Source organism: Helicobacter sp. NHP19-012 (genome assembly GCF_019703325.1).
Classification (GTDB): domain Bacteria; phylum Campylobacterota; class Campylobacteria; order Campylobacterales; family Helicobacteraceae; genus Helicobacter; species Helicobacter gastrofelis.
In genome coordinates, this window is record NZ_AP024819.1 from 346409 (window position 1) to 373005 (window position 26597).

23 protein-coding genes and 5 tRNA genes are annotated in these 26597 nt (G+C 47.2%); 10 read left to right on the forward strand and 18 right to left on the reverse strand.

From position 1 onward, the window contains the following. Nucleotides 1–189 precede the first annotated feature (189 nt). Complete coding sequence (locus tag K6J74_RS01755) at nucleotides 190–1005, forward strand: outer membrane protein (RefSeq protein WP_221272206.1); 816 nt, start codon at nucleotides 190–192, stop codon at nucleotides 1003–1005. Nucleotides 1006–1039: 34 nt separating this feature from the next. On the opposite strand, the gene K6J74_RS01760 is transcribed toward K6J74_RS01755, so the two are convergent. Then, nucleotides 1040–2467 carry an NAD-dependent succinate-semialdehyde dehydrogenase gene (locus tag K6J74_RS01760; protein WP_221272207.1) on the reverse strand — a complete coding sequence of 476 codons (1428 nt, stop codon included), beginning with the start codon at nucleotides 2465–2467 and terminating at the stop codon, nucleotides 1040–1042. Beyond that, nucleotides 2464–3732, reverse strand: coding sequence for a 4-aminobutyrate--2-oxoglutarate transaminase (gene gabT, locus K6J74_RS01765; RefSeq protein ID WP_221272208.1), 1269 nt, complete (start codon nucleotides 3730–3732; stop codon nucleotides 2464–2466). The genes K6J74_RS01760 and gabT overlap by 4 nt, the downstream gene beginning before the upstream one ends. Nucleotides 3733–3928: 196 nt before the next feature. Here gabT and K6J74_RS01770 point away from each other — a divergent pair, with 196 nt between their 5' ends. Continuing rightward, the gene (locus tag K6J74_RS01770) at nucleotides 3929–4441 is read left to right on the forward strand and encodes an acyl-CoA thioesterase (protein ID WP_221272209.1); all 513 of its coding nucleotides are present in this window, start codon (nucleotides 3929–3931) and stop codon (nucleotides 4439–4441) included. On the opposite strand, the gene K6J74_RS01775 is transcribed toward K6J74_RS01770, so the two are convergent. From K6J74_RS01775 to K6J74_RS01785, 3 genes are read right to left on the reverse strand one after another with little or no spacing between them, the layout of a single operon-like run. After that, on the reverse strand, nucleotides 4438–5772 hold the full coding sequence (locus K6J74_RS01775) for a class II 3-deoxy-7-phosphoheptulonate synthase (RefSeq protein ID WP_221272210.1): 1335 nt from the start codon (nucleotides 5770–5772) through the stop codon (nucleotides 4438–4440). The two genes, K6J74_RS01770 and K6J74_RS01775, sit on opposite strands and share 4 nt — an antisense overlap. Before the next feature lie 9 nt (nucleotides 5773–5781). Further along, nucleotides 5782–6339 carry a Holliday junction branch migration protein RuvA gene (ruvA, locus tag K6J74_RS01780; RefSeq protein ID WP_221272211.1) on the reverse strand — a complete coding sequence of 186 codons (558 nt, stop codon included), beginning with the start codon at nucleotides 6337–6339 and terminating at the stop codon, nucleotides 5782–5784. Continuing rightward, entirely contained in the window at nucleotides 6339–8162 is a 1824-nt protein-coding gene (locus K6J74_RS01785) for a DUF342 domain-containing protein (RefSeq protein ID WP_221272212.1), read from the reverse strand. Before K6J74_RS01785 ends, ruvA begins: the two co-directional genes overlap by 1 nt. Before the next feature lie 212 nt (nucleotides 8163–8374). Between K6J74_RS01785 and murJ the strand changes: the two genes are divergently transcribed. Both murJ and cysS read left to right on the forward strand, forming a co-directional pair. Continuing rightward, entirely contained in the window at nucleotides 8375–9823 is a 1449-nt protein-coding gene (gene murJ, locus K6J74_RS01790; protein WP_221272213.1) for a murein biosynthesis integral membrane protein MurJ, read from the forward strand. A gap of 18 nt (nucleotides 9824–9841) precedes the next feature. Beyond that, entirely contained in the window at nucleotides 9842–11260 is a 1419-nt protein-coding gene (gene cysS / locus K6J74_RS01795) for a cysteine--tRNA ligase (protein ID WP_221272551.1), read from the forward strand. Here the strand turns inward: cysS and K6J74_RS01800 are convergent. After that, a complete protein-coding gene (locus K6J74_RS01800) occupies nucleotides 11253–12155 on the reverse strand; it encodes a hypothetical protein (RefSeq protein ID WP_221272214.1) in 903 nt (300 codons plus the stop codon). The genes cysS and K6J74_RS01800 overlap by 8 nt on opposite strands. A 90-nt stretch (nucleotides 12156–12245) precedes the next feature. On the opposite strand from K6J74_RS01800, the gene K6J74_RS01805 reads away from it, so the two are divergent. Genes K6J74_RS01805 through dnaN form a run of 5 tightly spaced genes read left to right on the forward strand, consistent with a single transcriptional unit; the run spans nucleotide 12246 to nucleotide 16334 of the window. Further along, nucleotides 12246–13463 carry an outer membrane family protein gene (locus K6J74_RS01805; RefSeq protein ID WP_260321640.1) on the forward strand — a complete coding sequence of 406 codons (1218 nt, stop codon included), beginning with the start codon at nucleotides 12246–12248 and terminating at the stop codon, nucleotides 13461–13463. Beyond that, on the forward strand, nucleotides 13463–14149 hold the full coding sequence (locus K6J74_RS01810; protein WP_221272215.1) for an ABC transporter ATP-binding protein: 687 nt from the start codon (nucleotides 13463–13465) through the stop codon (nucleotides 14147–14149). Before K6J74_RS01805 ends, K6J74_RS01810 begins: the two co-directional genes overlap by 1 nt. Then, complete coding sequence (locus K6J74_RS01815) at nucleotides 14142–14897, forward strand: hypothetical protein (RefSeq protein WP_221272216.1); 756 nt, start codon at nucleotides 14142–14144, stop codon at nucleotides 14895–14897. Before K6J74_RS01810 ends, K6J74_RS01815 begins: the two co-directional genes overlap by 8 nt. 14 nt (nucleotides 14898–14911) lie before the next feature. Further along, nucleotides 14912–15208 carry a hypothetical protein gene (locus tag K6J74_RS01820; protein WP_221272217.1) on the forward strand — a complete coding sequence of 99 codons (297 nt, stop codon included), beginning with the start codon at nucleotides 14912–14914 and terminating at the stop codon, nucleotides 15206–15208. Nucleotides 15209–15251: 43 nt separating this feature from the next. Then, complete coding sequence (gene dnaN, locus K6J74_RS01825; RefSeq protein ID WP_221272218.1) at nucleotides 15252–16334, forward strand: DNA polymerase III subunit beta; 1083 nt, start codon at nucleotides 15252–15254, stop codon at nucleotides 16332–16334. Here the strand turns inward: dnaN and K6J74_RS08365 are convergent. The 5 genes from K6J74_RS08365 to der all read right to left on the reverse strand — a co-directional run bounded on the left by K6J74_RS08365 (nucleotide 16331) and on the right by der (nucleotide 22153). Continuing rightward, nucleotides 16331–17146 carry a putative RqcH family protein gene (locus K6J74_RS08365; protein WP_260321641.1) on the reverse strand — a complete coding sequence of 272 codons (816 nt, stop codon included), beginning with the start codon at nucleotides 17144–17146 and terminating at the stop codon, nucleotides 16331–16333. The genes dnaN and K6J74_RS08365 overlap by 4 nt on opposite strands. Before the next feature lie 69 nt (nucleotides 17147–17215). Continuing rightward, on the reverse strand, nucleotides 17216–17656 hold the full coding sequence (locus K6J74_RS08370) for an NFACT family protein (protein ID WP_260321642.1): 441 nt from the start codon (nucleotides 17654–17656) through the stop codon (nucleotides 17216–17218). After that, nucleotides 17653–19122 (reverse strand): DNA repair protein RecN, encoded by a 1470-nt coding sequence (locus K6J74_RS01835; RefSeq protein ID WP_221272219.1) that lies wholly within the window; start codon nucleotides 19120–19122, stop codon nucleotides 17653–17655. Before K6J74_RS01835 ends, K6J74_RS08370 begins: the two co-directional genes overlap by 4 nt. Continuing rightward, nucleotides 19119–20864 (reverse strand): AAA family ATPase, encoded by a 1746-nt coding sequence (locus K6J74_RS01840; protein WP_221272220.1) that lies wholly within the window; start codon nucleotides 20862–20864, stop codon nucleotides 19119–19121. The genes K6J74_RS01835 and K6J74_RS01840 overlap by 4 nt, the downstream gene beginning before the upstream one ends. After that, nucleotides 20861–22153, reverse strand: a complete 1293-nt coding sequence (gene der / locus K6J74_RS01845; RefSeq protein ID WP_260321704.1) for a ribosome biogenesis GTPase Der — start codon at nucleotides 22151–22153, stop codon at nucleotides 20861–20863. The genes K6J74_RS01840 and der overlap by 4 nt, the downstream gene beginning before the upstream one ends. Before the next feature lie 211 nt (nucleotides 22154–22364). Here der and K6J74_RS01850 point away from each other — a divergent pair, with 211 nt between their 5' ends. Further along, a complete protein-coding gene (locus K6J74_RS01850) occupies nucleotides 22365–23072 on the forward strand; it encodes a cell surface protein (protein ID WP_104707581.1) in 708 nt (235 codons plus the stop codon). Here the strand turns inward: K6J74_RS01850 and K6J74_RS01855 are convergent. The 7 genes from K6J74_RS01855 to K6J74_RS09060 form a co-directional block, all read right to left on the reverse strand. Beyond that, nucleotides 23073–23148 (reverse strand) — tRNA-Glu (locus K6J74_RS01855). A gap of 24 nt (nucleotides 23149–23172) precedes the next feature. After that, nucleotides 23173–23249, reverse strand: a tRNA-Asp gene (locus tag K6J74_RS01860). Between the two features lies 1 nt (nucleotide 23250). Beyond that, nucleotides 23251–23326, reverse strand: a tRNA-Val gene (locus tag K6J74_RS01865). A gap of 3 nt (nucleotides 23327–23329) precedes the next feature. Next, nucleotides 23330–23404: transfer RNA gene (locus tag K6J74_RS01870), tRNA-Glu, on the reverse strand. 1 nt (nucleotide 23405) lies between these two features. Continuing rightward, nucleotides 23406–23481: transfer RNA gene (locus K6J74_RS01875), tRNA-Lys, on the reverse strand. A 54-nt stretch (nucleotides 23482–23535) separates the two neighbouring features. After that, on the reverse strand, nucleotides 23536–25482 hold the full coding sequence (locus K6J74_RS01880) for a transglycosylase domain-containing protein (protein ID WP_221272222.1): 1947 nt from the start codon (nucleotides 25480–25482) through the stop codon (nucleotides 23536–23538). Beyond that, entirely contained in the window at nucleotides 25482–26591 is a 1110-nt protein-coding gene (locus K6J74_RS09060) for a methyl-accepting chemotaxis protein (protein WP_488592936.1), read from the reverse strand. The genes K6J74_RS01880 and K6J74_RS09060 overlap by 1 nt, the downstream gene beginning before the upstream one ends. Between the last annotated feature and the right edge of the window lie 6 nt (nucleotides 26592–26597).

A 26597-nucleotide genomic window follows, 5' to 3' on the forward strand; every position in this document is an offset into this window, starting at 1 on the left:
TTACCCAAAAAAACCGCAATGTTACAACACTAAAGCCAAAATAGCGGTAAAAGCCACAAAAGCCCTCCACTTGGGCTACCAAAACATGTTTTTAAAGACTCCAAAATTTTAAGGAACTAGGCTTGACAATTTATTTTCTTTTTCGTTAAAATTCGTTTCTCATTTCACATTGATAAAGGAGTTCATGGTATGATAAAAACAGCAAACAGCAAACAGCAAACAGCAAGTAAAAGTAAGTTTCTAGCCCTCTTTGGCTCTTTAGCCCTTTGTTCTTTTGCCCCTTTGAGTGCAGAGAAAAACGGGTTCTACACTTCTATAGGGTTTCAATACAGCATGGTTAAGACAACCAATAATAGCACGGGCTATGGATACATCTACCAGAATCCGGATCTCGTTCCATCCCCCAGTGTCAGCTATACGAACGGGCAAAGCAATATGTATGGGCTTGGTTTGAATTTTGGGTATAAGGCGTTCTTTGGCAGAAGTAAGCGCAATGGGCTTAGATTTTTTGCCTATTACGACTACGGCTACAGCAACCCCAACTTTGATGGTCCGCGCTATAACCTCAATGCTTATGGGGCGGGCATGGATTATCTCTTTAACTTTGTCAATAAAGAGGACACGCAGGTGGGCTTTTTCATCGGCTTTGCACTTGCAGGCAACTCTTGGAACAACTCAGGGGCATCCAATATAAAAACCACAGCTAAAGACATCAACGATTTTGTGGCAATAGAAGCAATGTATGGGATGGCTGGCATGACAGGGATAAGTGCAAAAGCCAGCACAAACTTTAGCTATTTCCAACTCCCTATCCAATGGGGGATTAGGGCGAATATCAGCAAGCACCAAGGTTTCGAGTTTGGCATGAAAATCCCCCTAGTGCGCAACTACTACTTCAAATCAGTTGTCAAAGATACCACTCCCGGTATGAAAAGCGTTGATATCAACGGGATCACTTTCCAAAGAAGCGTGGTGTTCTACGCCAACTATGTGATCAACTTCTAGCCTTAACAAGCGGGCGCAAAGCCCGCCCAGTCCCCTAATCTAAGCGCACATTCAAATATTTGATCTCTAAATAATCCTCCATGCCATATTTTGAGCCCTCGCGCCCCACACCGCTTTGCTTGATCCCGCCAAAGGGGGCGGTTTCTGTAGAGATGTTGCCGGCATTCACCCCCACCATGCCATACTCCAACGCCTCGCTCACTCTAAAGACCCTTGCCAAATTTTGCGTGTAAAAGTAAGCCGCCAGCCCGTATTGCGTGTCATTAGCCCACGCTAAAACCTCCTCTTCGGTGTCAAAGCTAAAGAGGGGGGCGAGCGGACCAAAGGTTTCTTCCTTAGCCACCGCCATGCTTTGATCAACCCCCGTTAAAATTGTGGGTTCAAAAAAGCTTGCCCCCAAACTGCTGGGCTTGCCCCCGCTAATCACTTGCGCCCCTTTGCTAGTCGCGTCTGTGATGTGCTCTTGCACCTTAGCCACCGCCCTAGAATCAATGAGCGGTCCTTGTGTAATGCCCTCTTCTAGCCCATTGCCCAGTTTCAAGCCCTCCACTTTGCTTTTTAAAAGCACGCTCAGTTCGTTATAAATGCTTTTTTGCACATAAATGCGGTTAGCGCACACGCAAGTTTGCCCGCTGTTTCTAAATTTAGAGAGCATGATCCCCTCAGCTGCCTTTTCTAAGTTTGCGTCCTCAAAGACAATAAAAGGCGCATTGCCCCCAAGCTCCAAAGAGAGTTTTTTAAGCGTGCTCGCACTTTGGGCGGCTAGGATTTTACCCACCTGCGTAGAACCTGTGAAACTAATTTTTCTAACCAACTCGCTTTCACAAAGAAGTTTTGCCAGCATTTTAGTTTCCCCCGTAACCACGCTTAAAACCCCCTCGGGCACGCCTGCCCTCTTAGCCAACACCATTAAAGCATAGGCACTAAGGGGGGTTTGTGTGGCGGGTTTAATCACCATTGCACAACCACACGCTAGAGCGGGGGCTAGTTTGCGCGCAATCATGCCAGAGGGGAAGTTCCACGGGGTGATCGCCGCACAAAGCCCAATGGGCTGTTTTAAAACCAAGATTTTTTGCTGATTTGCCACACTTGGCAAAATGTCCCCGTCAATGCGCCGTGCCTGCTCGGCAAACCAGCGCAAATAACTCGCCCCATAGGCGATCTCCGTGCGGGCTTCTTTGAGGGGCTTACCCATTTCTTGCGTGAGGATACGGGCTAAGTCCTCTATATTTTCTAAAAGCAGGGCGCGTAATTTTAAGAGAATGTCTGCACGCTCTAGGGCGAGTTTGCCCGCCCATTCTTTTTGCGCCTTATGGGCGGTGTGTAAAATCTGCTCTAACTCTTGGTGGCTCACACTTTTAACATAGGCGATCTCTTGTAAAGTCGCTGGGTTTGTAACGGGAATAAAGCCCTCTTTGTGGGTTTGGCTTACAAAGGGGTGATCGAGTAAAGAGAAGTTCATGCCAGTGCCTTTTTAATGGATTTGTTTAGGATTTCTAACGCCTTGTCAAATTGCGCTTGGGGGATCGTTAAGGGGTATAAAAAGCGGATCACATTGGCGTAAGTGCCACAAGTTAAGAGCAAGAGCCCTTGCGCCATCGCCTCTTTTTGCACCGCCTTAGCCAACTGGGCACTAGGCTTACCCTTGTCAAAAAGTTCTAGTGCTACCATAGAGCCAAGCCCCCTAATTTGTGCCATTTGGGTGAAGTTTTCTTTCTCTTTGAGGGCGTTTAGGCTACTTTTAAGCTGTTGCCCTAGTTTGTCTGCCCTTTCATTGAGTTTTTCTTCTTCAATGATTTTTAACACCTCTAAAGCCGCAGCGGTGGCTAGAGGGTTGCCTGCATAAGTGCCTCCAAGCCCGCCCACGCTTAACGCGTCCATGATATCCGCCTTGCCGACAACACCCGAGATCGGCAAGCCTCCGCCCAAGCTTTTAGCCATACAAATGATGTCGGCTTGGGGTTTAAAATGCTCCATCGCAAAGGTTTTGCCCGTGCGGCAAAAACCCGTTTGCACCTCATCGGCGATCAGCACGATTTGATGCGTGTCGCAAAACGCCCTCAAGCCCTCTACAAACTCTGCTGGGGCAGGGTTAAACCCCCCCTCGCCCTGCACGGGCTCAAAGACCACAGCCGCCACATCTTTAGGTGCGATCGAGCATTTACAAATGAACTCTAGGCTGTTTAAAGCGTCCTTCACACGCACCCCGTGCAACTCATTAGGGTAGTAGCCGTGATAGACCCCGGGCATGCCTACGCCAATCTCTGCCTTATAGGGCGCAACCTTGCCCGTCATGCTCACTGCCATAGAAGTGCGCCCATGAAACGCCCCCCCAAAGGCGATCACGCCGTAGCGTTTGGTGTGCCCTTTGGCGATTTTAACGGCGTTTTCAGTCGCCTCTCCGCCCGTGGTGAAAAAGCAAGACTTCTTCAAGCCACTAATGGGGGCTAGGGCGTTGATCTTTTCGGCTAATTCAATATAGCTTTCATAGGGCGTAACCTGATAGGCGGTGTGGGTGAAGTGCTCTAGTTGTTTTTTAACCGCCTCTAGCACCTTAGGGTGTCTATGCCCCACATTTAAAACCGCAATGCCCCCGGCAAAGTCGATGAACTCCCGCCCATCGGTGCTTTTGAGCGTGGCGTTTTGTGCCTCACTCACAAACCAATCGCATGTAATGCCAATCCCCCTAGGGGTGGCTGCCTCTCGTCTTTGTGTCAAATTTTGCATGCTTGCTCCTTTATTAACAAACAAGAATGCATTGTATAAAAACTCGCTAAACAGAGGAGCAAGAAAAGCGATAAATCATCATCGTTAGAGCTCTTTTACGCTTTTTACACGGGCGTTTTTGGTGTTTTAAGATGAGGTGTGGTAAAATGGGCTTTTTTATTTTATTTTAAGGCATTTTTAACTTAAAGGAGTTCTTATGAGCAATACAGAAGAATTAGCCGCCGACACCACAACAGGCATTGGGCGGGTGAGAGAACTTAGCATGTCTTTTTTGGTAACCCCCACAATGGTGAACTTCAACAATGTCATGCACGGGGGAGAGTTGTTGAACTTGTTAGACAAGGTCGCCTATGTGTGCTCCTCGCGCTATTGTGGGTGCGGCACCGTAACTTTGAGTGTGGATCGGGTGCTGTTTAAACACCCCATCCACATTGGCACACTCGTTACATGCTATGCCAGCGTGAACTATGTGGGGACTAAGAGCTGTGAAGTGGGGATCAAGGTCATTTGTGAAGACTTTAAAAACCAAACGGCGGTGCACACCAACAGCTGTTATTTCACAATGGTGGCGGTTAAAGACGGCAAAACCGTGCCCATACCCCCGTTTGTGCCCCAAACCGACAAAGAAAAAGAACGCTATGAAAGAGCCATTCGGCGCAAAGAAGCCTTAAAACACACCCAAAAAAGCGCGCTTAAAAGTGGCAACTAGCGCACCACCCGACTTTTCAGTTGCTCGGCGAGTAAAAACGCCAGCTCCAAAGCTTGCGTGGCGTTTAATCTAGGGTCGCATTGCGTGTAGTAGTGCTGGCTTAAATTGTCCTCACGCACCGCCCCGCCCACGCACTCGGTTACATTTTGCCCTGTCATTTCTAAATGAATCCCCCCCACACAGCTACCTAGACTTTTATGGATTTTAAAAAAGTCCAGCACTTCTTGCAAAATGTGCGTGAATGAGCGGGTTTTTATGCCGTTAGCGGTTTTAATGGTGTTGCCGTGCATCGGGTCGCACACCCAAACGATGTTTTTTTGTGCCTTGAGTAGCCCCTTTAAAAGGGGGGGGAAGTTTTCTTTGAGGACACCAGCTCCCATGCGCACAATAAAACTCAAACGCCCCGGCTCATTTTGTGGGTTTAAAATCTCACACAAACCCAACATTTGCTCTAAAGTGGTCTTGGGTCCAATTTTCACCCCTATGGGGTTGTGCACCCCCCTTAAAAACTCGACATGCGCTTGCTCTAACCCCCTTGTGCGCTCGCCAATCCAAAGCATGTGCGCTGAGCAGGCAAACCACTCCCCGCTAAGGCTGTCTTGGCGCACCAAGGGCTCTTCGTAGTTTAAAAGCAGGGCTTCGTGGCTGGTGTAAAAATCAGTTTCTTGCAAGGCGGGCATGTGTGCCACGCCACAAGCTTGCATGAATTTAAGGGCATGGGTGATTTGCATGGCTAGGGCGGTGTATTGCTGCCCTAGGGGGTTGTTTTTCACAAAGTCTAAGTTCCAGCGGTGCACTTCGGTTAAATCCGCCAGCCCACCCTTAGCAAAGGCGCGCAATAAATTTAAGGTCGCTGCACTTTGGTGGTAGGCTTGCAACAATCTTTGCGGATTAGCGGTGCGCTCATTTGGCTCTAGCCCATTGATCATGTCCCCCCGATAAATGGGCACTTGTTTGCCATCAATTTCTTCATATTCTGCGCTTCTAGGTTTAGCAAATTGCCCCGCCACACGCCCCACTTTAATCACAGGGCAACCCCCCGCAAAGGCTAAAACCACGCTCATTTGCAAGAGCACCTTAAATAAATCGCGGATACCATCGGCGCTAAAACTGCTAAAACTCTCGGCACAATCGCCCCCCTGCAACAAGAACGCCCGCCCAAAGGCTGCCTCTTTAAGTGTGCTCTTTAGGCTGCGCATTTCTTTAGCAAAGACTAAGGGCGGGTAGCTTTTAAGCGTGGCTTCTGCCTCTTGCAGGGCAGTTAAATCGGGGTAGGTGGGTTGTTGGCTAATGGGGCAAGTGCGCCAAGAGCTCGAAGACCAAGTTTGCATGCGATAGCCTCATTTTAATTTTTGTAGGGCGAGTTTGATTAAACTAGCCGCGTCTAGATCTTTAGGCAAGCTGTTACAAATTTTTACCGCCTCTGTGGCCTTAAAGCCTAAACTTTGTAAGCCCAAAATGGCTTGTTGCACTTCGCTAGCCTTGCTTGCCTCTGTTTCGCTTGCCACAAAGCCCGCTAGATCGAGCATGATTTTACCCGCCATTTTTGCCCCCACACCCGGCACTTTTTGCAAGGCTTTTAAGTCCTTGCTTTGGATACACACGCTAAAGTCCGCCGGATCATAGACGGATAAAATCGCCAAAGCCGCCTTGGGTCCCACACCACTCACCTTTAAAAGCCTATCAAACAATTCTTTTTGGGCACGCTCTAAAAAACCAAAGAGGCTATGGCTGTCCTCTTTGACAACGAGCGTGGTGTGTAGGTGCACGGGTGCGCCCACTTTTAGGTTCTGGCTGGTTTGCACGCCCACATGCACACCGTAAACCACGCCCTGCACCTCCACCTCTATAAAAGTGGGGCTAGTGTGCGTTACTAAGCCCTTTAAACCCACGAGCATTAGAAGTTTGTGATGTGTTGGTAACGGCTGACTTTATGCACTTCGCCACTCTTCTCATCTAGCATATAGTCCGCCGTCTCACCTCTTTCGGTGGTGAGGCTTTTTGAACCTTTCGTGTAAGTGCGGGTATACACAATGGTGTTAAAAGCTGTCCAGGGCCCGTTGGTGTGAACCCTCACTTGTTTCATGCTCGATTCGATGTTGATCAAGCGTTCTAGGAACTGGCGGTTTAAATCCTGGATACGAGAGATGTACATGTGCAAGATTTTTACCCGCTTCAAGCAGTCCATGAAGTCATAGTAAATCCGCTTGATTGCCTCTTGTTCGATGAGCGTCTTGCGGGTAGCGATGTCGGCGTTGCGGATTTTGTCAATGGTGGGTTGGTTCTTTTGCACAAAAATATTGAGTTTTTGGTATTGCGTCATGACCCTTTGTGCTTTTTCCTTGTAAATACCCATCGCCTGCTTGGTCTGTTCTAAGATTTCCCTATTCTCAGGGGTAGCAAAGGCAGAGAAACAAAATTTATTCTCGCTCCCATCAATACTCTCGAGATTGCATTGTGATGAAAAATAAAAGGTGTTGTTGGATTTGACTTGTTTTAATTTAATGTCTTTGGCGTAAATTTGACTCCCACTGCTCGCCTCCACTTCGCAACTTTCGGCAAAGACGACCCCTCTATCGAGATATTTACATTGGACTCTTTTGCCCTTGCATAAACCCTTATTGTTGGTAACCAGGATTTCATTGGCTTCTACACTACTCTCTGCGTGTAACTGCCCCTCAATGATGACTTTTTGCGCCACTAATTTGACATTTTTACCCACATTGCCCTTGATATAAATTTCTTTAGCCTCGATGCGTAAATTCGTTTCGATGGCATTGTCGATGTCGTTCTTAGAACTGATATTTAAAACCAAACCATTCTCCACTCCACCTAAAAACATGGGCATGTTGGTGCTCTTCATTTCCATGTATTGGTTCTTGGTGAAACTCTTTAGGGTGTTGTTAAGAAAGGCGACATATTGGGGGAGTTTAGAAAGATAAACTATTTTGGTCGGCTCTTCTTTTTTCTCAAAAGCCTCTTGGCTAAACTCTAACTCAAAGGGCACATTCTCTAGTTTCTCCACCTTGCGTATGCGCCCCTTTAAATCCCGCCCCGCCATACCTAGTACAGGCTTGGTATATTCGAGGACAACATCGCCCTTGCCCGCCCCATAAATGGCACTAACGGGAGCTTCCTCCTTGTTCTTTTGCTCCCAAGATTCTTTAAGAGTGAAAGTGAAAAAGCCACCTTGATTGGGCGCATAGCGAGACTTTTTAAGGCAAATGCGCTCCGGGGGGCTTCCTTCAGCCGCATAGCGCAGCAATTCTTTCTTAAAAAAAGTGTGCTGCACTTGCATTTGGCGTAAAATGATTTTTTGATGCGCCATGCATGTTTCAACATAGTCGCACAGCTCCCCAAAGAGCCACTCATCATTGACAATCATAAAGGGGGTTTCACTCACTAGATACAACTGGTGATCCTCGGGCGACACTTCTATGCCTATGAAATATCTAAAAAGCCGTTTCTTAATGCAGATGTCGTAGCGTTGGATCACCTCTAGGGAGGGGTCTTCATAGAAAGCATCGTTCTCTATTTGCTTCAACCCCTCAGCGTCTAAAACCTTAAATTCCCCACGCGGCTCAGAGCGGGTCAAAGTGTGAACTTTAACAAGATCAAACCACAAATCCTGTACATCAAGCCCGTAATTTTGAGCGACCTCCTCTAACTCGACTTGAATGTCTGCGCAATTTTCCACGATTTTCGAATAAAACTCGCCCACAAAACGCCCCTTCTGGAACTGAACTAAATAACCTAAGTTAACAAGCAAAGACCTAAAATACAGCTAAAAGCCCGATCCGAACCGATTCTACCATAAATTATAGCTAATTCTTTTTAAATTTTAATGGGCGGCGGGTCATGACCTAAGAATCAAAAAATCCACAACTTTAGTCTCTTTGTGTAGAATACAGCGAATGCACCTAAAGGTTTCTTTTGCTTAAAAAATTCTTTTTAACCAACAGCTCGGGGATTTTATGCTCACGGGTGGCGGGGTTTGTGCGGGATTTGCTGAGTGCTTCCGTGCTTGGCAGTGGGCTTTATAGCGACATTTTCTTTGTGGCGTTCAAGTTCCCTAATCTCTTTCGGCGCATTTTTGCCGAAGGGGCATTTAGCCAAAGCTTCCTGCCCGCCTTCATTGCTAGCCGCTACAAGGGGGCGTTTTTGCTTGGCATTTTTGGGGCGTTTAGCTTGTTCTTATGCGCCCTTGTGTTCGTGGTGTCGCATTTTCGCTTGTTTTTCACCAAGTTACTTGCCTTTGGCTTTAGCCCACATGCCATTGCACTGGCTAAGGACATTGTGGCGATCAACTTCTACTATTTGCTCTTGGTCTTTTGGGCAACCTTTTTTAGCACGCTCTTGCAATATAAAAACCACTTTTGGGTGAGTGCCTACCACACGATTTTATTAAACTTAGCGATGATTTGCGCCCTTGTGTGGCATAAAAACGACAATCTCTTAGAAGTGGTGCGGGCGTTGAGCTATGGGGTGCTTTGGGGGGGGTGCGCTCAGGTGTGTTTGCACTTTTACCCGCTCTACAAGCTTGGCTTTTTTAGACTCTTTGCCATAGGGGCGCATAGTTTGTTACACGCCAAGAGTGCCCAAAAAGCCACTATAAAGCAAGAGAGGGGGCACTTTTTTAGGCAGTTCTTGCCTAGCGTGCTGGGCAATTCGGCAAGCCAAATCTCGGCGTTCATAGACACTTTATTGGCTTCGTTTTTAGCCACGGGCAGCATTTCCTATTTGTATTACGCAAACCGCATTTTCCAACTGCCCTTAGCTCTCTTTGCCATCGCCACTTCTACGGCGTTGTTTCCCACCATTGCACGGGCGATTAAAAATAAAGAACACGACAAAGCCATAGCCCACCTCAAACAGGCGTTTGAGTTTTTAACCGCCATGCTCTTGATCTGTACGCTGGGGGGGGTGTTCTTGGCTAAAGATATTATCACCTTGTTGTTTGAAAGGGGGCAGTTTGGGGCACAGGATGTTGAGCAGTGTTCTAAGGTCTTTTGCGCCTATTTGGTGGGGCTTGCCCCCTTTGGGGTGGCAAAAATCTTTGCGCTGTGGTTATACGCTCACAAAGAGCAGGGCAGGGCGGCAAAAATCACGCTCATTTCTCTAGTCTTTGGCACGCTTTGTTCTTTAGCCTTGATGCCCACCCTACACGCAAGTGCATTAGCCCTCTCTAGCTCGCTCTCGGGCTTTTTGCTCTGTGGGCTGTATCTTAGGGCTTTTGGTTTTAAGCGTTTTTTAGGCATGATTTCGCTTTCTAAGGTCGCCTTTTTGGGTTTGCTCTTGGCTTTTGAAGCCGTGGTTTTAGCCCTATTTGTAGAGGTCTTGCAAACCTTCAAAGCGTGGATTTTTTTACACCACTTATTTTAACCCCAAAGGTTTTCGATGATTTATTTGTTTGACAGCCACCGCAAGCAAAAATGCCCTTTCAAGCCTCTAAAAGCCCCCGATGTTTTGATCTATGTTTGCGGGCCCACTGTTTACGATTATTCGCACTTAGGGCATGCAAGAAGTGCGATCACCTTTGACCTTCTTAGCCGCATGCTGACTTTAAGCGGGTATCGGGTGCATTTGGTGAAAAACTTCACCGACATTGATGACAAAATCATCGCCAAGGCCCTACAAAAGAACACGGACATACAAACGCTCACCGAGTTTTTTATCCAAGCGTATTTGCAAGACATGCAAGCTTTAGGGGTGCAGAGGGCAAAGTTAGAGCCCAAGGCGAGCGCACATTTAGACAACATCGTGCAGATGGTGCAGGGCTTGTTGGATAAGGGTTTTGCCTACCAAACCCCTAATGGCGATGTTTACCTAGACACGAGTTTAGACAAGGCTTATGGGTCTTTAAGCGGGCATTCGTTGGAGTTGGAGAGTGTGAGCCGCATTGAGGACAATCCCGAGAAAAAGCACCCCCAAGATTTCGCCCTATGGAAGGCATATAAAGGGAAGGGGGATATGGGCTATCCTAGCGCACTAGGCAAGGGCAGGCCCGGCTGGCACATCGAGTGTTCGGCGATGATTGAGGCAAGTGGGGCATACACCGACACGCCTTATCAAATAGACATACACGGCGGGGGGAGCGATTTATTCTTCCCCCACCACGAAAACGAAGCCAGCCAAACGCGTTGCGCTTTCGCTCAAGAGTTGGCGCAGTTTTGGGTGCATAATGGCTTTGTAAATATCTCGGGCGAAAAGATGAGCAAGAGTTTGGGTAATAGTTTTTACATTAAAGATGCGCTGAGAACTTACGATGGCGAAGTCTTGCGTAATTATTTGCTGGGCGTACATTACAGCGCAATATTAAATTTCAGCCCCGAGGATTTGGCAAGCCAAAAAAAACGCCTAGACAAGCTCTACCGCCTAAAAAAGCGCGCTCTAGAGCTCGCCCCTGCGCCTAGTGTGGCTAATGCCACCTTCACCCACGCCTTATTAGAGAGCATGCAAGATGATTTAAACATCTCTAAGGCGTTAAGCGTGCTTGAAGAGCATTTGCACCTAAGCAATGAAAAACTAGACAACACGGCTAATAAGGTGGATAAAAAACACGGGGCTAGCCAGATTCTCGCCGATTTGCTCTTTGTGGAGAGTTTGCTAGGGCTTGGGGGCAAAGAGCCCAGCGTGTATTTTCAGCTAGGCGTGGATAGCGCGCTTAAAGAATACATCAACACCCAAATCGCCTTGCGCCAAGAGGCCAAGAAGGCAAAGGACTTTGCAAGGGCGGATGAGATAAGACAAGCTTTAAGCCAGCGGGGCATTGCCTTGATGGACACGCCCAAGGGCACGATTTGGGAGAAAATCATCTAAGTCTTAGATTCTCTAAGGCTTTGGGCGTAAGTGTGTTTAAAGGCAGGGGATGGGTGTTGTGTGGGTCGTTTGTGCTTTGGTTGTAAAAGACTTGCTCGCCTTGTGTGTAGCGTTTAAGTTCCAAATCCCCCCCGAAACTCTCAAAGTTTAAAGCGATGGCGGGGGCATTGGCGGGCTTAAAATGCAACTCCACATAGGGGGCGTGTGCGCTAAAGTCCACGAACCCCGCCCCTTGAATACAGAAGCGCCCCCTTGTGCGCTGAAATTTTTGTATCTCTACGCACTGCTCTTTGGGGCTGTGGGTGGTGCTTAGGGTGTAATCGCCCATGTGGGCGGTGTGGGGCATAACAGCCACACTCTGGCTAGGCTGTGGGGCTTGTGGTGTGGCGGACTGTGCGGGTGTGCCTAATTTGGCTAAAAGCGTGTCGCTCACTGCGCTCATGGCGTAGGTGGGGGCGGTGGTGTCATAGATTTGTGGTTGATGTAGGGGGGCTAGGCTAGTTAAGTAAAAAGTGCCTTGCTTTAGAATAAAGGTGAGCGTGTAACCTGTTTCCTTAGGGGCAGTGGTGGGCGTGGCAGGGGTGCTATCCACCAACTCTAGGCGCAACTCTCCATGCTCTTTGGATAGCTTTAAGGTATTGAACCCGCGCACACAAAAGCCCTTGAAGAGTTGCCCTTGAAACAAGACCCCCACACAAGTCCCCTTTTTAGAATGTGTTTGTCCTAGTGCGCCTAAGAGCGTGTAGGGCGCAAACTCAAGCTTGCTAAAAGAAAAGTGTATATTTTCTTGGGTTTTGGTGCTTAAAAACTCTTGCACCCAACCTTTAAGCAGTTGGGTGGGAGTGGCGTGTAAAGACAAGGTATAACAAATAAGCACAAAGAAAAAACGGCGCATAAACATCCTTTGAAAATCTGCATTATACAAAAAAACCCATTTACCCCTACTTTTTTAGGTATAATGAGCCATTTTATGTTGGGATGGTGTATGCGCCGTTGTCTTTTGGGTTTGTCTTTTTTAATGTCCCCCCTGCTTGCGACCGAAATTCGACTTGATCCCTTTGGCTACTTAGGGATGATCTATAGTCAAGGGCTAGAGCACAAGGGGCATGGGTATGTGGGTTTTGATGCCCGCGTGGGGACAAATTTCGCTTTCAACAATGGCTGGGCTTTTGGGATCGGCGCAATAGGGGCGTGGAATGTGTGGAGTAAAAACAAGAAGTTCCGACCCATTCTCAGCATAGGCAATGTCTTGGGCAGCGTAGAGGGTAATATGCTCCCCTACCTTAGCATGGGCGATATTTCAGACGCTTATGTCAAATACGACACCAAAAGGCTCAAATTCGCTTTAGGGCGTTTTGACACTAACTTTGTAGACTTTGATTGGATACAGGGCAATATTCAAGGCGCGAGCTTGTATATGCACCGCTACGATTGGACCTATTGGGGCATTTTCATGGATTCCATGCTCTATAATGGCTATCAAGGCAACGACTTACAAGGTCCACGCATTGCCACCGGGATCAACGCTCTAGCGTCCTACGATCCCGTGTCTAAGAAAAAATATGTGGGTGGGGAGGTTGTGGCTCTTGGCACGAGCTACGAGCACAAGGGCTTTAAAATCTCGCCTTTCTTCATGGCAGACTCGCACTTGCCTATGGTGCGCACGCCCTTAATCCAAGTGGGCTTTAAGTTTCAATACTTTGCACAACTGCCTAAAGGCTTTAAGTCTTACACTATTGTGCACGGCATTTACCAACATGGCAACACGGATGCCATTAAGGGCAATGATGAAGCGGGTTTGGTGATGGTGGATCAGACCTTCATGTATAAAATCCTCAACTTCGGGCTAGGCATTTATGGCGTGCCTGCGCCGAATAAAAAGGGTTTCTTTTGGTCGTTTAATGATAAAACAAAGTTCTATGGTCGTGGCATTAATGCGATGGGCGTGCCCGCCATTTATTTTGCCAACGCCACCATCACGGGCTATATCTTTGGCGGGCTAAAGACCAATCGGGTGCGTATGGACGCGATGGTCGCCTTTGGGGATTATCAGGAGTACTCACTGATGACGAATTACAAGGTGTGGCAGTCTAAGCAAATGATTTTAGATGCCGGGCTAGGCTATGTCTACTCTTACTCCAACAAGGTGAAAAACACGATTGGCAACTCCTCTTTTGTGCTTTTCACAAAGTTTTCTTACTAATGCTCGTTGTTGAGAATTTAAGCAAAAGCTATGGCTCGAAGGTGGTGTTGCACGGCATCAGTTTTAGCCTTGAGGGCGGGCAGATTGTGGGCCTACTTGGCGCAAATGGGGCGGGCAAAAGCTCGCTGTTAAAGATTTTAGCCGGGCTTTTAAGAGAGCATGGTGGCTTGGTGAGTTTGCAAGGGCAGGCTATCGGGCTAGAGAGCAAGAAAATCACCGCCTACTGCCCCGATCGCCCCATTTACCCGCCTAGCCACACCGCCCATAATCTCTTAAATTTATGCGCCGACTTCTTTAGCGATTTTGATAAAGACAAGGCTTTAGACTTGATTGAGCGTTTTAAACTGCCCCTAGATTTGCCCTTTAAATCTTTCTCTAAAGGGCAAAAGGAACGCCTACAGCTCATCTTTACTTTAAGCCGAAGGGCGCAGCTCTTTTTATTTGACGAACCCCTAGGTGGGATCGACCCCCTGGGCAGACAAGAGATTTTGGATTTAATCACAAAGGAAAGGGGGCAAGAGAGCACGATTTTAATCGCCACGCATTTGGTGCACGACATACAAGATTGTTTGGATAAGGCGTTGTTTTTGCAAAATGGGGGGCTCGTTGCCTTTGAAACCACCGCCACGCTTAAAAATAGGCATGGGAGCGTGGAACAAGCGTATAAGGATTTAATGCATGTTTAAAATCTTTAAGCACGATTTTTTGGAGAACTACGCCCCTATTGTGGGGACTTTGGCATTTTTAGTCCTTTGTTGGGTGTTTTTGAGCCAAAAGGAAGGCGATGTCTTGGTGTTTTTAATGGCAAATTTCTTTTTGTTCCTTGGTAGTGGGGTTCTCTTGGTGCTGATTTTCACGGCTGCGGTGCGCTCCACCCAACAAAAACTCTTTGGGGCAGAAGGGTATTTCACCTTTAGCCTACCCTTAAGTATAGATGCGATTTTAGGGGCAAAAATTGCCATCAATCTCGCTTGGGTGTTCTTAAGCATGGTGGGCTTTTTTGTGGCGTTGTTCTTGGCGTATTTATGCCACACCAAAGCCCCCTCTCTTGGCGATTTAAGTCCACAGGGACTGCCCTATGTTTTAAACGCTCTGGGGCTGTTCTTGCTCTTTTGGCTGCTCTTGTATTTAAAACTGCTCTTGGTGCTGACCTTGTTAAACATAGGGCGTTTTAAACGCTTTGCTAAACTCACCGGGCTAGTGTTCTTTGTGGGGATTAGCTTTCTTCTCTCTTTGCCCTCGCAAATCTTGCAAAAGTTCCTTTTAAGCCCCAAAAATGCGCTTTTGCAAGACAGCTACTTAGCCTTTTATGCGAATTACTTTTTTTTAGACACGGGCACGAGTGCTCTTTTCTTGGGGCTAGAGTTTTTTAAAGTAGGGTTGTTGTACGCCACCACCCGTTGGCTGTTGGTGCATAAACTTGCGTTAGAATAAAAGAAAGGCGACACATGCAAAAACTTTACATTTGGCTTTTTTTAGGCTTATTTAGTGTTTTACACGCCCAAAGCGGGTATTGTAGCTCCAATTGCGAAGGCACACCAAGCGAAAGGCTCGCCCCCATGGAGTTTCACTTTGACTTTGTGCGCTCAGTGGAGCATTTCTTAAAGCACCCTAAAGCCCGTCTACGCACGCTAAGGCACTGCCACGAAGCGTTCACTTCCACCGCCAGAATCAACACCATCACCAACTCGTTTCGGGTGAATTGCGACCACGCCCTAAAAGCACAAAAGTTAGCACAACCCTAAGCTATCTATGCTACAATAGGTCCTTTTCACATAAAGGACTTTTATGCAATTAACCATTGACAAGGTGCGTTTAGAGAGGGCGTTGCAACATTTAGTGGCGTTCACCGACCGCAAAGACCTCGCCAACATCGCCTCCCATGTCTGTTTAGAAGCCAAGGACGGGGGACTGCGTTTAGAGGCCAATGACTTAGAAATGGGGTTGTGCCTACACCTAGAGGCGCACATTGTTAAAGAAGGGAGCGCGACTTTTAACGCCAAGCACTTTTTAGACATTGCCTCCAAACTAGAAAGTGGAGATTTGTCTTTAGAAGCCGATAGCGACTTCGTGCATGTGCGCTTCAAACGCTCTAAATTCAAGCTTCCCTTGTTTGATCGCAACGACTTTCCTGCCTTTCCTAGCCACGACAACCTACCCTTTTTGCATTTTGGAGACGGGGCACTTAGCGAATACTTTAAAAAGCTTGCCCCCGTGATCAAAACCAACGCCTCCAAGTACGAATTTGGGGGGGTGTTGATGGTGCTTAAAGAGACTTTAGAGTTAGCTGCCACAGACACCAGGCGTTTGTCCTTGGTGCAAATGGACGCTGAGAACATGCCAGAGGAGAGCTTAAACACCGAATACATTTTACCTAAACGCGCCATGCTAGAGATCAGCAAGCTCTTTGAAAGCGACTTTGACATGTTCTATGAGCCTAAAGACCCGAGCATGTTGTTCTTTAAAAATGACGAAATGGTGCTTTACTCTAAGCTCATCGGGGGCAAATACCCTAACTACGAGGCGATTTTCCCTAAAGAGTTCGCCCACCAATTCGAGCTAGAAACCCAAAGCTTTAAAGAAGCCATCCAAATCACAAGTGCCCTAAGCCCCACGACTAAAATCGTGTTCTACCCCGAGCGCATCGAGTTTGAATCGCTAGAAAATGAAAGCCCAAGCTTTTCAAGCACCTCGATAGAAACCAAAACCCCCCTTGAGGGCTTTGAATTGCAGGTGCAAGCCCGCCACCTCTTAGACGCTTTAAACACCTCTGCTAGCGCAAACTTCACCCTCTCTTTAAACCAAAGCACCGACCCCTTCTTGGTGGAGAAAGACGGCTTTAAAACCTTGATTATGCCCTTTGTGTCCTAAAGGGCAACCACCACGCTAGAAAAATGCGTGTAGGTAACAAAGGCCTTGTTGCCCCCCTTTTGGGCGAACTTGACATGCTTTTTTTGTGTGTAGTCGATCGCCACCTTGAGAGCTTGTTGGCTCTCACTGGCATAGGCAAGCTTGGCAAGCAAATGGCAGGCTTTAGAAAGCAGGCTAGCTGAGGGGCGGTTAGGGTGGGTGAAAAGCAGCATATGTGCGCTGGGCTTGTCTTTAATGTGCGCCCAAGTATCGCCACTACGCCCCGCCTTGAGTAAAGAGCGGTTTTCGCTCTCATTGCGTCCAATGCCTACCCTCACCCCCTCAATCTCAAAACTCTCCCAACTGCTAGGCTTTTTATGCTTGCTTTGTTTGTTGGGGGTCAGCACCCTTAGCTCGTCTAAATTGCTTTGGGGCAACAGGGCGATTTTGGCTTGCAAAAAGGCGATTTTAGACTCTAAATTCTCTTGTTGGGTGGCGATATGCAAAGCCCTTTGCTGGCACTTCTTGGCTTCTTTAAACAGCTTATTGGCTGCATCGCTTAAACTCCTAGAGTTCTTAGGCAGGGGGATTTGTTCGTTTTCTAAACACAGCACGCCCTGATACAAGCTCTTAGGCTCTAGCGCGTGCAGGTGGCATAGGATTAAAGAGGCTTGGCGTTGCTTCGTGTGGCTTAACTCTTCTAGCTCTTTAGGGCTCGATAGGGTGTTTAAAATGGCTTTTAAACTCTCTTGTTTTTTTAGCCACGCATTTTTTAGGCTCGCCCTTTGGCTCTCTAGTTGCTTGTTTGTGGTTTGTGTATGCAATTCTTGCAAGGCTTCTAGTAGGGCTTGGGTGGATAGATCTTCTTGAGGGGGCGTTTAAAGGGGCGTTTTTCAAGGGGGCTAGGGGGTGTTTTTAAGCACGGGGCGGATGCTCTGCTCTAGCGACACAAAATGCAAGGCCTCCAACACCACGCCCTGGGGGCTTAGTAAAATGGCGTTGCTGTGCTTGCCCGTAAATTCTAAATGCAGCACGCTTTGGACTTTTTTATAGCTTGTGGCACACTCTAAGACAATCTTTAAAATCCGGTCTTCATTCTCTAAAAAGCAATCTAGGATTTTGGCATTGCTGGCATAACGCTCTAAAGCAAGGTTAAAGGGGGTCTTTGAGAGCTCTAGAGGCGTGGGGTCTAGGTAGATGTGGCTAGTGCCCTTTTGCATGCAGGCTTTAAAGGGGTGGTTTGGGGTGTCTAGGCTTAAAGTTTGTTGGGCGTGGCGGATGGTGATTTTGGGCTGCGCTTTTAGCAGTTTTGCAAAGGCAGATAACAAGGCATAAGAGATCATGGCCTTGGCTTTAACTTCATTTTAGCGTAAGCGATGGCCTCCTTACCCAGGTTGGCATCCACCATGCGGGCGATCTCTAGGGTCTGCTCCTCTTTATTGAGGGATTTTACGCAAGTCTGCTTGTTGTGCGGATAGACTAAGAAATGCTTGTCGGCTAAAGCGGGCAAATGGGGGGCGTGGGATATGGCAATGATTTGGTAATGCTGACTTAGCTCTTTTAAAATCTGGGCTACGCAGGCACTTTCTTGTCCGCTTAAATTCGTGTCTAGCTCATCGACAAAAATCGTTTGCCCCCCCTTGTGGCGTTTGCTTGCCTTTAGGGCTAATAGGCTTAAACGCAAGCGGTTGTACTCGCCTGCACTGATATTTGCACTCTTGGCACTGCCTAGCTCTAATTCTAAAATCTCTAAGCCACTAGCACTTAAGGGCGTGGCTTGTAACTTTAAGAGTGGGGGCTTTAAAAGCAGTTTTTGGGTGTAGCCTTGTAAATCCGCTTGCATTTTCTCTAAATTGGCTTGGCGTTGCTCTTTTACTTGCAGGGCTAGACGCAAGCTCTCTTGCTCTAATTTGGTGCAAGTCTGCTGGCTTTCTTGCAACAACTCCGCTTGTTGGCTGTAATCCTTGCAACTTGCTTTAAGTTGCCCTAATCTCTCTCTAGCTAAAGCCAAACTCCCATACTTTTTCACCACCCCCCCAAGTCGGCTAATCTCATCAAGCAGGGCTTCAATGTCTAGGGCTTCTAACTCTTCTAGGGCGTGCTCTGTGTCTAGCAAAAAATCTTGGGCTTCATCTAGGGCTTGCTTTAAAGCTAACGCCTTTGGCTCGGGCAGGGCTTTAAGAATTTTATCGGTTTGCTCTAGGACTTGCAGGGCAGATTGCACTTCTTGGCTTTGCTTTTCTTGCATTTGATGCATTTTTTTACGCTCCAACAGCCTTTCATACGCCCCATCGCTTAAATCTAGGGCTTGCAATTTAGACAGCTCAAAGCGTGCCATTTCGGCTTGCAGGTCTAGTTGCGTACCTTGAGCTTGCAAAGTTTCTAGCTTGGCTTTGGCTTCTTGGTATTTGGCATACACCTTTTTAAACTGCTCTAGCAATGTGGGGGGGCTGTAGCTGTCTAACAACTCTAAGAGAAAATGCGGTTGCAATTCTTGGGCTTGCTTGTAGCTGGAGATATGCAAGATTAGAGGGCTAAATTTTTCTTGCAACGCCTTTTTGGTGGTGGGCTTGTTATCTAGGATGTAAAGGCTCTTTTTATCCTTGCTGGCAGAGACTTTACCTAATTGCCACTTGGCTTTTAAACTCTTGGCTTGCAAGGCTTTAAGCCCTACGCTGGCTAAAATCGCCCCCACCAAAACGCTTTTACCACTCCCACTCGCCCCACTAACCACATTCAAACGGGGGCTAAACTCTAGCTTTGCCTTAGCAAAGACCAGCCCGCCGACAATCTCTAAACTCTCAATCACAGCCCCACTCCAAAGCCGATATTTTTCGCCGTGCCAAAGCTGCCTTGTTTCTCTTTGGCGATTTCGCTGGCAAAATCTTCTAAGCTAAAAAGGGGGTCTTTATAGGTGGCGACTTTATAGGCGGTGTTTTTCACCACTAGGGCGATTTGCCCTCCGCTTAGGGCGTGTTTGGCGAGCTCTTTGGCTAGGCTCTTGACATTTTCAGGCGGGGCGTAGGGGGCACTCTTGGGTAGATACTTCTCCCATAGTTGTACTCTCTGCTCAAAGGTGGGGAGCCTAAACTCTATCTTATGATTGAAACGGCGTGAGAAGGCGGTGTCTAGGGTTTCTAATAAATTCGTGGTGGCAATGAGCACGCCTTCAAACTTTTCAATTTGATGCAAAAAGATATTTTGCATTTGGTTGTGCATTTTATCCGCCCCACTGCTGGCGGTGGTGCGGGTGCTTAAGAATTGGTCGGCTTCGTCTAAAAACAAAATGGGGGGATTCTTGCACTGCTTGGCGATTTTTTGGTAGTCGTCAAAGATTTTACGCACATTCTTCTCCGACTCGCCCACATACATGGATAAAATCTTGGAGCAGTCAAACCCCAAAACTTCTTTTTTAAGGCTCTTAGCAAGGGCTAGGGCACTCATGGTCTTGCCCGTGCCGGGTGGTCCATAAAAAATAATCTTGGCATCAATGTCCTTGTGGTTCTTTTTCTCAAGCCCCCAATCTCTTAAGCGTTGTTGCATTTGTGGGTCCATTTGTTTGAGTAAAATCTCTAGAGTCTCTTTGGTCTTTTGGCTTAAAACCACCGCTTCTAAGCCTTCTTTAGGCTCAAGGGCTTCAAATATGTCGCTGTCTTTAAGGATATGCTTTAAGGTGGCATTGGTGCGTGGGGGTGTGGGGGCGGTGATGCTCTCTAGCACCATGTCATGTAAAAAGAATTGCCTAACTAGCCCGTTTTCAAAGGGGGCTAACAGCTCTTCATAGTCCATAATCTTTTTTTTAATTAAGGGGCTTGCTGGGCTTAATAGCAGGGCATTTTCTTCAAGGTCGCCCCCATAGGTGCTTAAAAGTTGTGATAAATTTTGGTGCTGGCTTAAAGAGTCGTCTTCTTTAATGAAGTCTCGGCTGTTGTAAGCGTCTTTTAGCAAGGCAAAGAAAAGCAAGGTCGCTTTGGGGCTTAAATGGTGCTTGTTTAAGAATTTTTGCACGGCTAGGGGGGTTTGCGTGGCTTTAGTGCGGGCGGTGATTTTATGCTCTAAAAGTTGTAAATCTTCTTGGAGTTTAAAACGCCCCCTTAAGCCCACCTTTTGGATTTTTTGCAAAATCTCAATTTTTAAAAACCAATCGTTGAAGTAGTCCAAATGGTCGCTGTAGGGCGTGATTTCTAAAAAGGCGTGCTTGTTGTGTCCGTTTTCGGCAAGCTTAAAGAAATTAGGGCTTAGGGCAATGGAGCTGTCAAACAATTCTAAAAGCAAAATCTCTTGCCGTCTAGCCCGTTTTTCTCGCACCACCCATTCTAAATCTAAGAGATTTTTCACACAGGGCAAGTAGGGCAGGGCTTTGGCTTCTTTGGCTTTAAACAGGGTCTCTAGCAAGTCGGCGACTTCTATGTCGCTTTGCCCCTTTAAATACTGCGTGGCTAAATGTTGCAAAATCCGCCCTTCTTTGGGGCTGCACTTGAGGGCGTAGAAAATGCGGGCTTGGCAAATGTCCTTAGCTTGGATAAAGTCGGTGAAATAGCTGGTGTTCATGGGTTAATGGAGTCTTCTTTGCCCTTAGCGAGCAAAATAATGGGCGTGCCTAGAAAGCCAAACTTTGCCCGCAAGGTGTTGGTTAAATAGCGTTTATAGCTAAAGTGCAGGGCTTTGGGGCGGTTCATCACTAGGGCAATTTGGGGCGGACAGGACGCAAATTGCGTGCTGTAATAAATGCGTACAATCTTGCCATGATCGCTAGGCAGGGGGTGTCTCTCTGTGGCTTCGCCAATGACTTTATTTAAAGTGCTTGTGCTGATACGCATGGAGAAATAGCGGTGCACTTCTAGGATTTTGTCCTTAATCTGGGGGACATGGCGTTTAGAAATAGCACTGGCGGTGATGATAGGGGCGTGTTGTAAGAACTTAAACTTGTGCTTGAAGGTTTGTAAAATGCTCTCAAAGCTGGCATGCCGTATGTCCCACTTATTCAGCACCACCACCACGCCCAAGCGAAACTCCTCAGCCAAAGATGCGATTTTTTCATCCAAATCCACAAAGGGTGCGCTCACATCTAGGATTAGCAGCGCAACATGGGATTTTTCTAGCACTTTACGGGTGCGATCGAGGGCAAACTTCTCTAGCCCCTCAATCTTGCCCCTTTGGCGTAACCCGGCTGTATCCACAAAGCAAATTTCTTGCCCGTTATGCTCTACGCTCTCATCCACTGGGTCCATGGTCGTGCCTGCTACGCTAGAGACTAGCGATCGCTCTTTAGCCACCAAAGCGTTTAAAATGGAGCTCTTGCCGACATTCACCCGCCCGATAATACCCACTTGGATTCTCTCAGGGGTTTCTTGCACTTGGGGGGCTTCTAGGGGTTTGAGCTTAAAGTGCTTTAATATGGCTTGGGTGAGCTTGTCTAGCCCTCGATTGTGGCTTGCCGACACAAAAAACATGTCTTTCACGCCTAGACTTGCAAACTCATAGGCACTTAGAACCTCGTTCTCATTATCCACCTTGTTGATGAGCAAAAAACAAGGGCGGTTTTGCTTTTGGACACTTAAAATATGCCGCTTGTCTGTGTCTTGGGGGGGGACTTTGCCATCCACGACATACAAGATCAAATCACAACTTTGCACCGCCCCCATGTTAAAAGAGGCGATTTTGTCCCCAAAGATATGGGCGGGGTCAAAGCCCCCCGTGTCCCACAACTCCACGCCATGCCCTGCAAGCAAAAAGGTCTGTCTTTTAATGTCTCTTGTGGTCCCCGCAATGTTAGAAGTGATCGCGCTGCGGCTTTTTAAAAAACAATTAAACAGCGAGCTTTTACCCACATTAGGCATGCCTAAAATGGCAATCTTAAGCACCGAGCCCCCTTTTTTATAGCGATAGACCCCAAGAGATTTAAAACCCTCTCATTTGAAAATCCAAATTATGGTAAAATGGCGAGTTTAGGATAAAAAACCCACCGAATGGGGCGATATTAGTAGCATTTGACTTAAAGAACGCTTGTATCCCTAGTGTAGGGGTTTGGCGCATGTAAAAAGGGTTTTTATGGAGCGGATTTGGGCGCACAGAGGGGGCTTTTTGTTGGCGTGTTGCTTGGGGGTGTTTTTTGGGTGCGGACAGCCACAAAACCATGCCCCTATCAACTACAACTTCAATTACAAAGAGGACATCACAAACACAGTCAACCAAAACCATTTACAAGCTTCTAGAACCGCCCCTATTGTTACAAGCCAAACCAAACACATTATTCGCCTAAAGACAAATGGACCTAAAAAAGTGGTCTTCTCCCAAGAAAATTACTACCCCTTAAGTGAGGGTGAAGTCGGCATTGAAGAGGCACATGGCAAGTTGTTTTTAGATGTCCGCTCTCCTAAATTGCAAAGGTTCATGCAGGGCGAAGTGCTTTTAACCAAAAGACAGACCCAAACCTTTAAACTCAACAACGCCTCCACCCAAATCACTAACATTGAGGGGCGCATTAAAACCTACGAATACACCCAAACCAAGCAAAAAGATCACAGCATCAACGCCCCCTACCAACGCTATACCCTGCAACAAAAAGCCCCAGCTCGTTTTGAAATTGCCATTGACAAAATCCCCTATGAGTTTGACACACAGGGTTGTAGGATTGTGATTAGAAAGCAACTCATCGACACCTTTGCCAACAGCAAGGAAGTCATGATTAACTTAGATTTTAAAAGGGAACTGCGCAACAAAGCGGGCTTTGATTTGTTTTTAGAATGCCCTTGGTAGTGGCGACCCCTGAAAGATTTGAACTTCCGTTTCCACCTTGAAAGAGTGGTATCCTTGGCCACTAGATGAAGGGGTCTATCAAAAAGGTTTAATGGGGAAGTGGCGGAACGGACGGGACTTGAACCCGCGACCCCCTGCGTGACAGGCAGGTATTCTAACCAGCTGAACTACCGCTCCGTGGTGGTCGCTATAAGACTCGAACTTATGACATCCACCTTGTAAGGGTGGCGCTCTACCAACTGAGCTAAGCGACCTTGTGGTGACTCCTAGGGGATTTGAACCCCTGTAACCACCGTGAAAGGGTGGTATCCTAACCACTAGATGAAGGAGCCTTGGTGACCCGTGTTGGATTCGAACCAACGGCCCATTCCTTAAAAGGGAATTGCTCTACCTGCTGAGCTAACGGGTCAAGCACACAAAAAGGCAATACTACACTATTTTAAAGATTTTGTCAAGCTCACAATTAGAATAAAAGGGGCGAAGTGCTTTGGCTTTGTTGGGGGATTACCGTGCCCTTAATGGTGTAATAGGTTTCGCCATTGATGTGTTGCACCACCACATCTTCGGGGACATCAAAGTGCCGTTTAAGATTAGGATCAAACTTTAAAACCTTTTTCATGAAGTCGCCAAAGACGGGTGCAGCCACCACCCCTCCCGTCATCGCCTGCCCAATACTCGTATTGTCGTCGCGCCCAAACCACACAATGGCTTGCAAACTCGGGCTAAAGCCACAAAACCACGCATCTACATAGTTATTCGAGGTCCCTGTTTTGCCTGCAATCTCTAAACCAGGCACCTGTGCCCTGTGCCCTGTGCCCTTTTCCACAACATTTTTAAGCACAGATAAAGTTAAAAAGGCTTGGGCTTGGCTTAAGATATTTTTAGGGGTCATGAGCCTTAGAGGTTTATCCTGCCCCCTTGCATCCGTAACGCTTTCAATCAATGTAGGCTCTACAATGCTGCCATAATTAGAAAAGAGCGAATATTGCATGCTCGCCTCTAGGGGCGAAATACCAAAACTACCTAGCGCAATGGACATGTTTTTAGGCAAGTCCTCAAACCCAAAAGAGCTAAGATCCCGATAAATGGTGTCAAAGCCCACATAGTCCACAAGGTTGATGGTGGCGAGGTTAAGCGAGTGGGTGAGAGCGTCTTTTAGAGTCACCAGGCCGTTGACCTTACGGTTGTAGTTTCTAGGGCGCCAGTGGCGCTTTTTAGGAATTGTGCCGTTGCGGTTATTGAAGCTGCGCGCCACATCGGGGATCAAAGATGCGCTAGAGAGTCCATTGTCAAAGGCGATTTGGTAAATGAAGGGCTTTACAGCACTGCCCAGTTGGCGCTTGGCCTGGGTGGCTCTGTTAAAGGCACTCTTGTTGTGATCCACGCCCCCCACGAGGGCTAAGATGTGCCCGCTTTTGACATCTGTTACGACCATCGCACCATTAAGGGTGCTGTCCTCTTGTTCGCGCAACTGCTTGAGCATGTTTTTGTAGCCCAATTTCAAGGAATCACGGGCAAATTTTTGGTAATCCAAGTCTACATATAGTTTAATGGTGTAGCCCCCAGTCTTAAGGTCGGGCAAGAAACCCAATATCCGCACCACTTCATCCACTACATAGGGAGCGACATTTTGGGTTGTGGTGGTGTGGTAGACCTTAGGCACCTCGTTTAGGGCCACATCCATCTCTTTTTGGCTGATCCAACCCAAATCGTACATGCGTTTGATAATGCCATTAGCCCGTGCTAGGGAAAACTCCAATCGCCTAGTGGGGTCATAAAAAGAGGGCGCACGAGGCAAGGCGACCAGCATAGCAATTTCCTTCAAGCTCAAAAGGGCTAGGGGTTTTTTAAAGTAGCCAAGGGCGGCAGTTTTGATGCCATAAAAGCCGTGTCCAAAAAAGGTTTGGTTAAAGTAGCGTTCTAAAATCTGCTCTTTACTTAGCACTCGCTCTAATTTGAGCGATAAAACTATTTCCTTAAGCTTGCGATCCAAGGTCTTGGCCCGGGTTAAAAGCATGTTTTTTACGAGCTGCTGCGTTAGGGTGCTGCCCCCCTCGGCGTATTTTTGGTTGCGTAAATTCTTAATAAAAGCACGCAAAATTGCATCCAAATTCACGCCATTGTGCTCGAAAAATAAGGTGTCTTCTACAGCTAATAAGGCTTCCACCATGCGCGGGGGGATTTCATTAAAATGGGTGTAAATACGAAACTCTTTATCGTAAAGGTTGGCGATGAGCCGCCCCTTAGTGTCTACAATCTTTGTAGTTAAGTTGGGCCTATAATCCACCACACTTTGGATATCCTTGTCTGCCTCTTGCCATAAGTAAAACAAATACCCCCCGCCAAAGACCCCACCCAAAACTACGGGCAAAATAAATAAAACCCATAGGATTTTTTTAAGAACTTGCATTAAAATTTCTTTTTATTCGCATCCTCTAAAATGTCTTGAGAAATGCGATCGATGTTGTTACCCACTTCTAAAGAAGTGTTGGCGATAGTGAGATTGTTTTGCGTGTCTTTTTTGAAAGCTTGTAAAGAGGCGTTGATCCCCTCCACGCTTTGGCTCTGGGCTTTAATGGACTCAGAAGTGTCGGCGATGCTTTGCACTAAAACATTAATATTTGCCTCAATTTCACCCAAGCTCTTTTGGGTGCGCTCGGCAAGTTTACGCACCTCATCAGCCACCACGGCAAAACCCCGCCCGTGTTGCCCAGCACGCGCCGCCTCAATGGCTGCGTTTAGAGCCAGTAAGTTTGTTTGGTCAGCAATGTCTTTAATGATCTCCACAATGTTTCTAATGTCTTGCCCCTGTGCAATCATTTCCTCACTTTTTTGGCCAATGCTAGCGATGCTCTCTGTGATAGATTCGATAGATTTAGAAGTTTGGAGCAGGTTTTTATTTTGCTGGTTTGCGCTGTTTGTGAGCTGATCAACACAGGCTTTTAAACCCTTTGATTCTTTTGTGAGTGCACTGGCAAAATCTAGCGAAGTGCGCAACATTTTTGTGATCTCAGTTCCTAAAGCATCGATGGCCCTTTCAACATCACCAGAGGGGTTAGGGATACTCTTCGTGAAGTCTAAGGCTTGGTAACGCTCAAAAGCTTGGTTAATGATTTGCATATAAGAGCCTATGTGTTGTTGTAAATACACCACCACATCGTTAAAGAGTCCTCTAAGTTGCAAAAGATCCGGGTTATTGGGCGTGGCCGTGATCTTTTGCGTAAAATCCCCCTCTTTAATGTGGCGCACCACAGTGAGCATATTTTCAATGGTCGCGCTGTCGGCTTTGGTGTTCTCGTGGATTTTTAAGATGTTTTCATTAATGGATTGTTGCATATACCCAATCTCATCGAGCATTTTAGGTTCGACAATGTGCACATCTTTATTGTTTTTAGGGTCGTTAAGCAGTCTAAAGAAACTGCTCAGGGTGTTAGAAACCACTCCGATACGATCGCCCACGAGGTAACGCACAAGAAAATAGACGATCACCACCAGCACCACTACCACCACTAACCCCATGACCAA

What these genes read in the sequence shown, in the direction of transcription:
- K6J74_RS01755 (WP_221272206.1), top strand. Translation starts at nt 190, where the DNA reads ATGATAAAAACAGCAAACAGCAAACAGCAAACAGCAAGTAAAAGTAAG.
- K6J74_RS01760 (WP_221272207.1), bottom strand. Translation starts at nt 2,467, where the DNA reads ATGAACTTCTCTTTACTCGATCACCCCTTTGTAAGCCAAACCCACAAA.
- gabT (WP_221272208.1), bottom strand. Translation starts at nt 3,732, where the DNA reads ATGCAAAATTTGACACAAAGACGAGAGGCAGCCACCCCTAGGGGGATT.
- K6J74_RS01770 (WP_221272209.1), top strand. Translation starts at nt 3,929, where the DNA reads ATGAGCAATACAGAAGAATTAGCCGCCGACACCACAACAGGCATTGGG.
- K6J74_RS01775 (WP_221272210.1), bottom strand. Translation starts at nt 5,772, where the DNA reads ATGCAAACTTGGTCTTCGAGCTCTTGGCGCACTTGCCCCATTAGCCAA.
- ruvA (WP_221272211.1), bottom strand. Translation starts at nt 6,339, where the DNA reads ATGCTCGTGGGTTTAAAGGGCTTAGTAACGCACACTAGCCCCACTTTT.
- K6J74_RS01800 (WP_221272214.1), bottom strand. Translation starts at nt 12,155, where the DNA reads ATGCGCCGTTTTTTCTTTGTGCTTATTTGTTATACCTTGTCTTTACAC.
- K6J74_RS01805 (WP_260321640.1), top strand. Translation starts at nt 12,246, where the DNA reads ATGCGCCGTTGTCTTTTGGGTTTGTCTTTTTTAATGTCCCCCCTGCTT.
- K6J74_RS01810 (WP_221272215.1), top strand. Translation starts at nt 13,463, where the DNA reads ATGCTCGTTGTTGAGAATTTAAGCAAAAGCTATGGCTCGAAGGTGGTG.
- K6J74_RS01815 (WP_221272216.1), top strand. Translation starts at nt 14,142, where the DNA reads ATGTTTAAAATCTTTAAGCACGATTTTTTGGAGAACTACGCCCCTATT.
- K6J74_RS01820 (WP_221272217.1), top strand. Translation starts at nt 14,912, where the DNA reads ATGCAAAAACTTTACATTTGGCTTTTTTTAGGCTTATTTAGTGTTTTA.
- dnaN (WP_221272218.1), top strand. Translation starts at nt 15,252, where the DNA reads ATGCAATTAACCATTGACAAGGTGCGTTTAGAGAGGGCGTTGCAACAT.
- K6J74_RS08370 (WP_260321642.1), bottom strand. Translation starts at nt 17,656, where the DNA reads ATGATCTCTTATGCCTTGTTATCTGCCTTTGCAAAACTGCTAAAAGCG.
- K6J74_RS01840 (WP_221272220.1), bottom strand. Translation starts at nt 20,864, where the DNA reads ATGAACACCAGCTATTTCACCGACTTTATCCAAGCTAAGGACATTTGC.
- der (WP_260321704.1), bottom strand. Translation starts at nt 22,153, where the DNA reads ATGCCTAATGTGGGTAAAAGCTCGCTGTTTAATTGTTTTTTAAAAAGC.
- K6J74_RS01850 (WP_104707581.1), top strand. Translation starts at nt 22,365, where the DNA reads ATGGAGCGGATTTGGGCGCACAGAGGGGGCTTTTTGTTGGCGTGTTGC.
- K6J74_RS01880 (WP_221272222.1), bottom strand. Translation starts at nt 25,482, where the DNA reads ATGCAAGTTCTTAAAAAAATCCTATGGGTTTTATTTATTTTGCCCGTA.
- K6J74_RS09060 (WP_488592936.1), bottom strand. Translation starts at nt 26,591, where the DNA reads ATGGGGTTAGTGGTGGTAGTGGTGCTGGTGGTGATCGTCTATTTTCTT.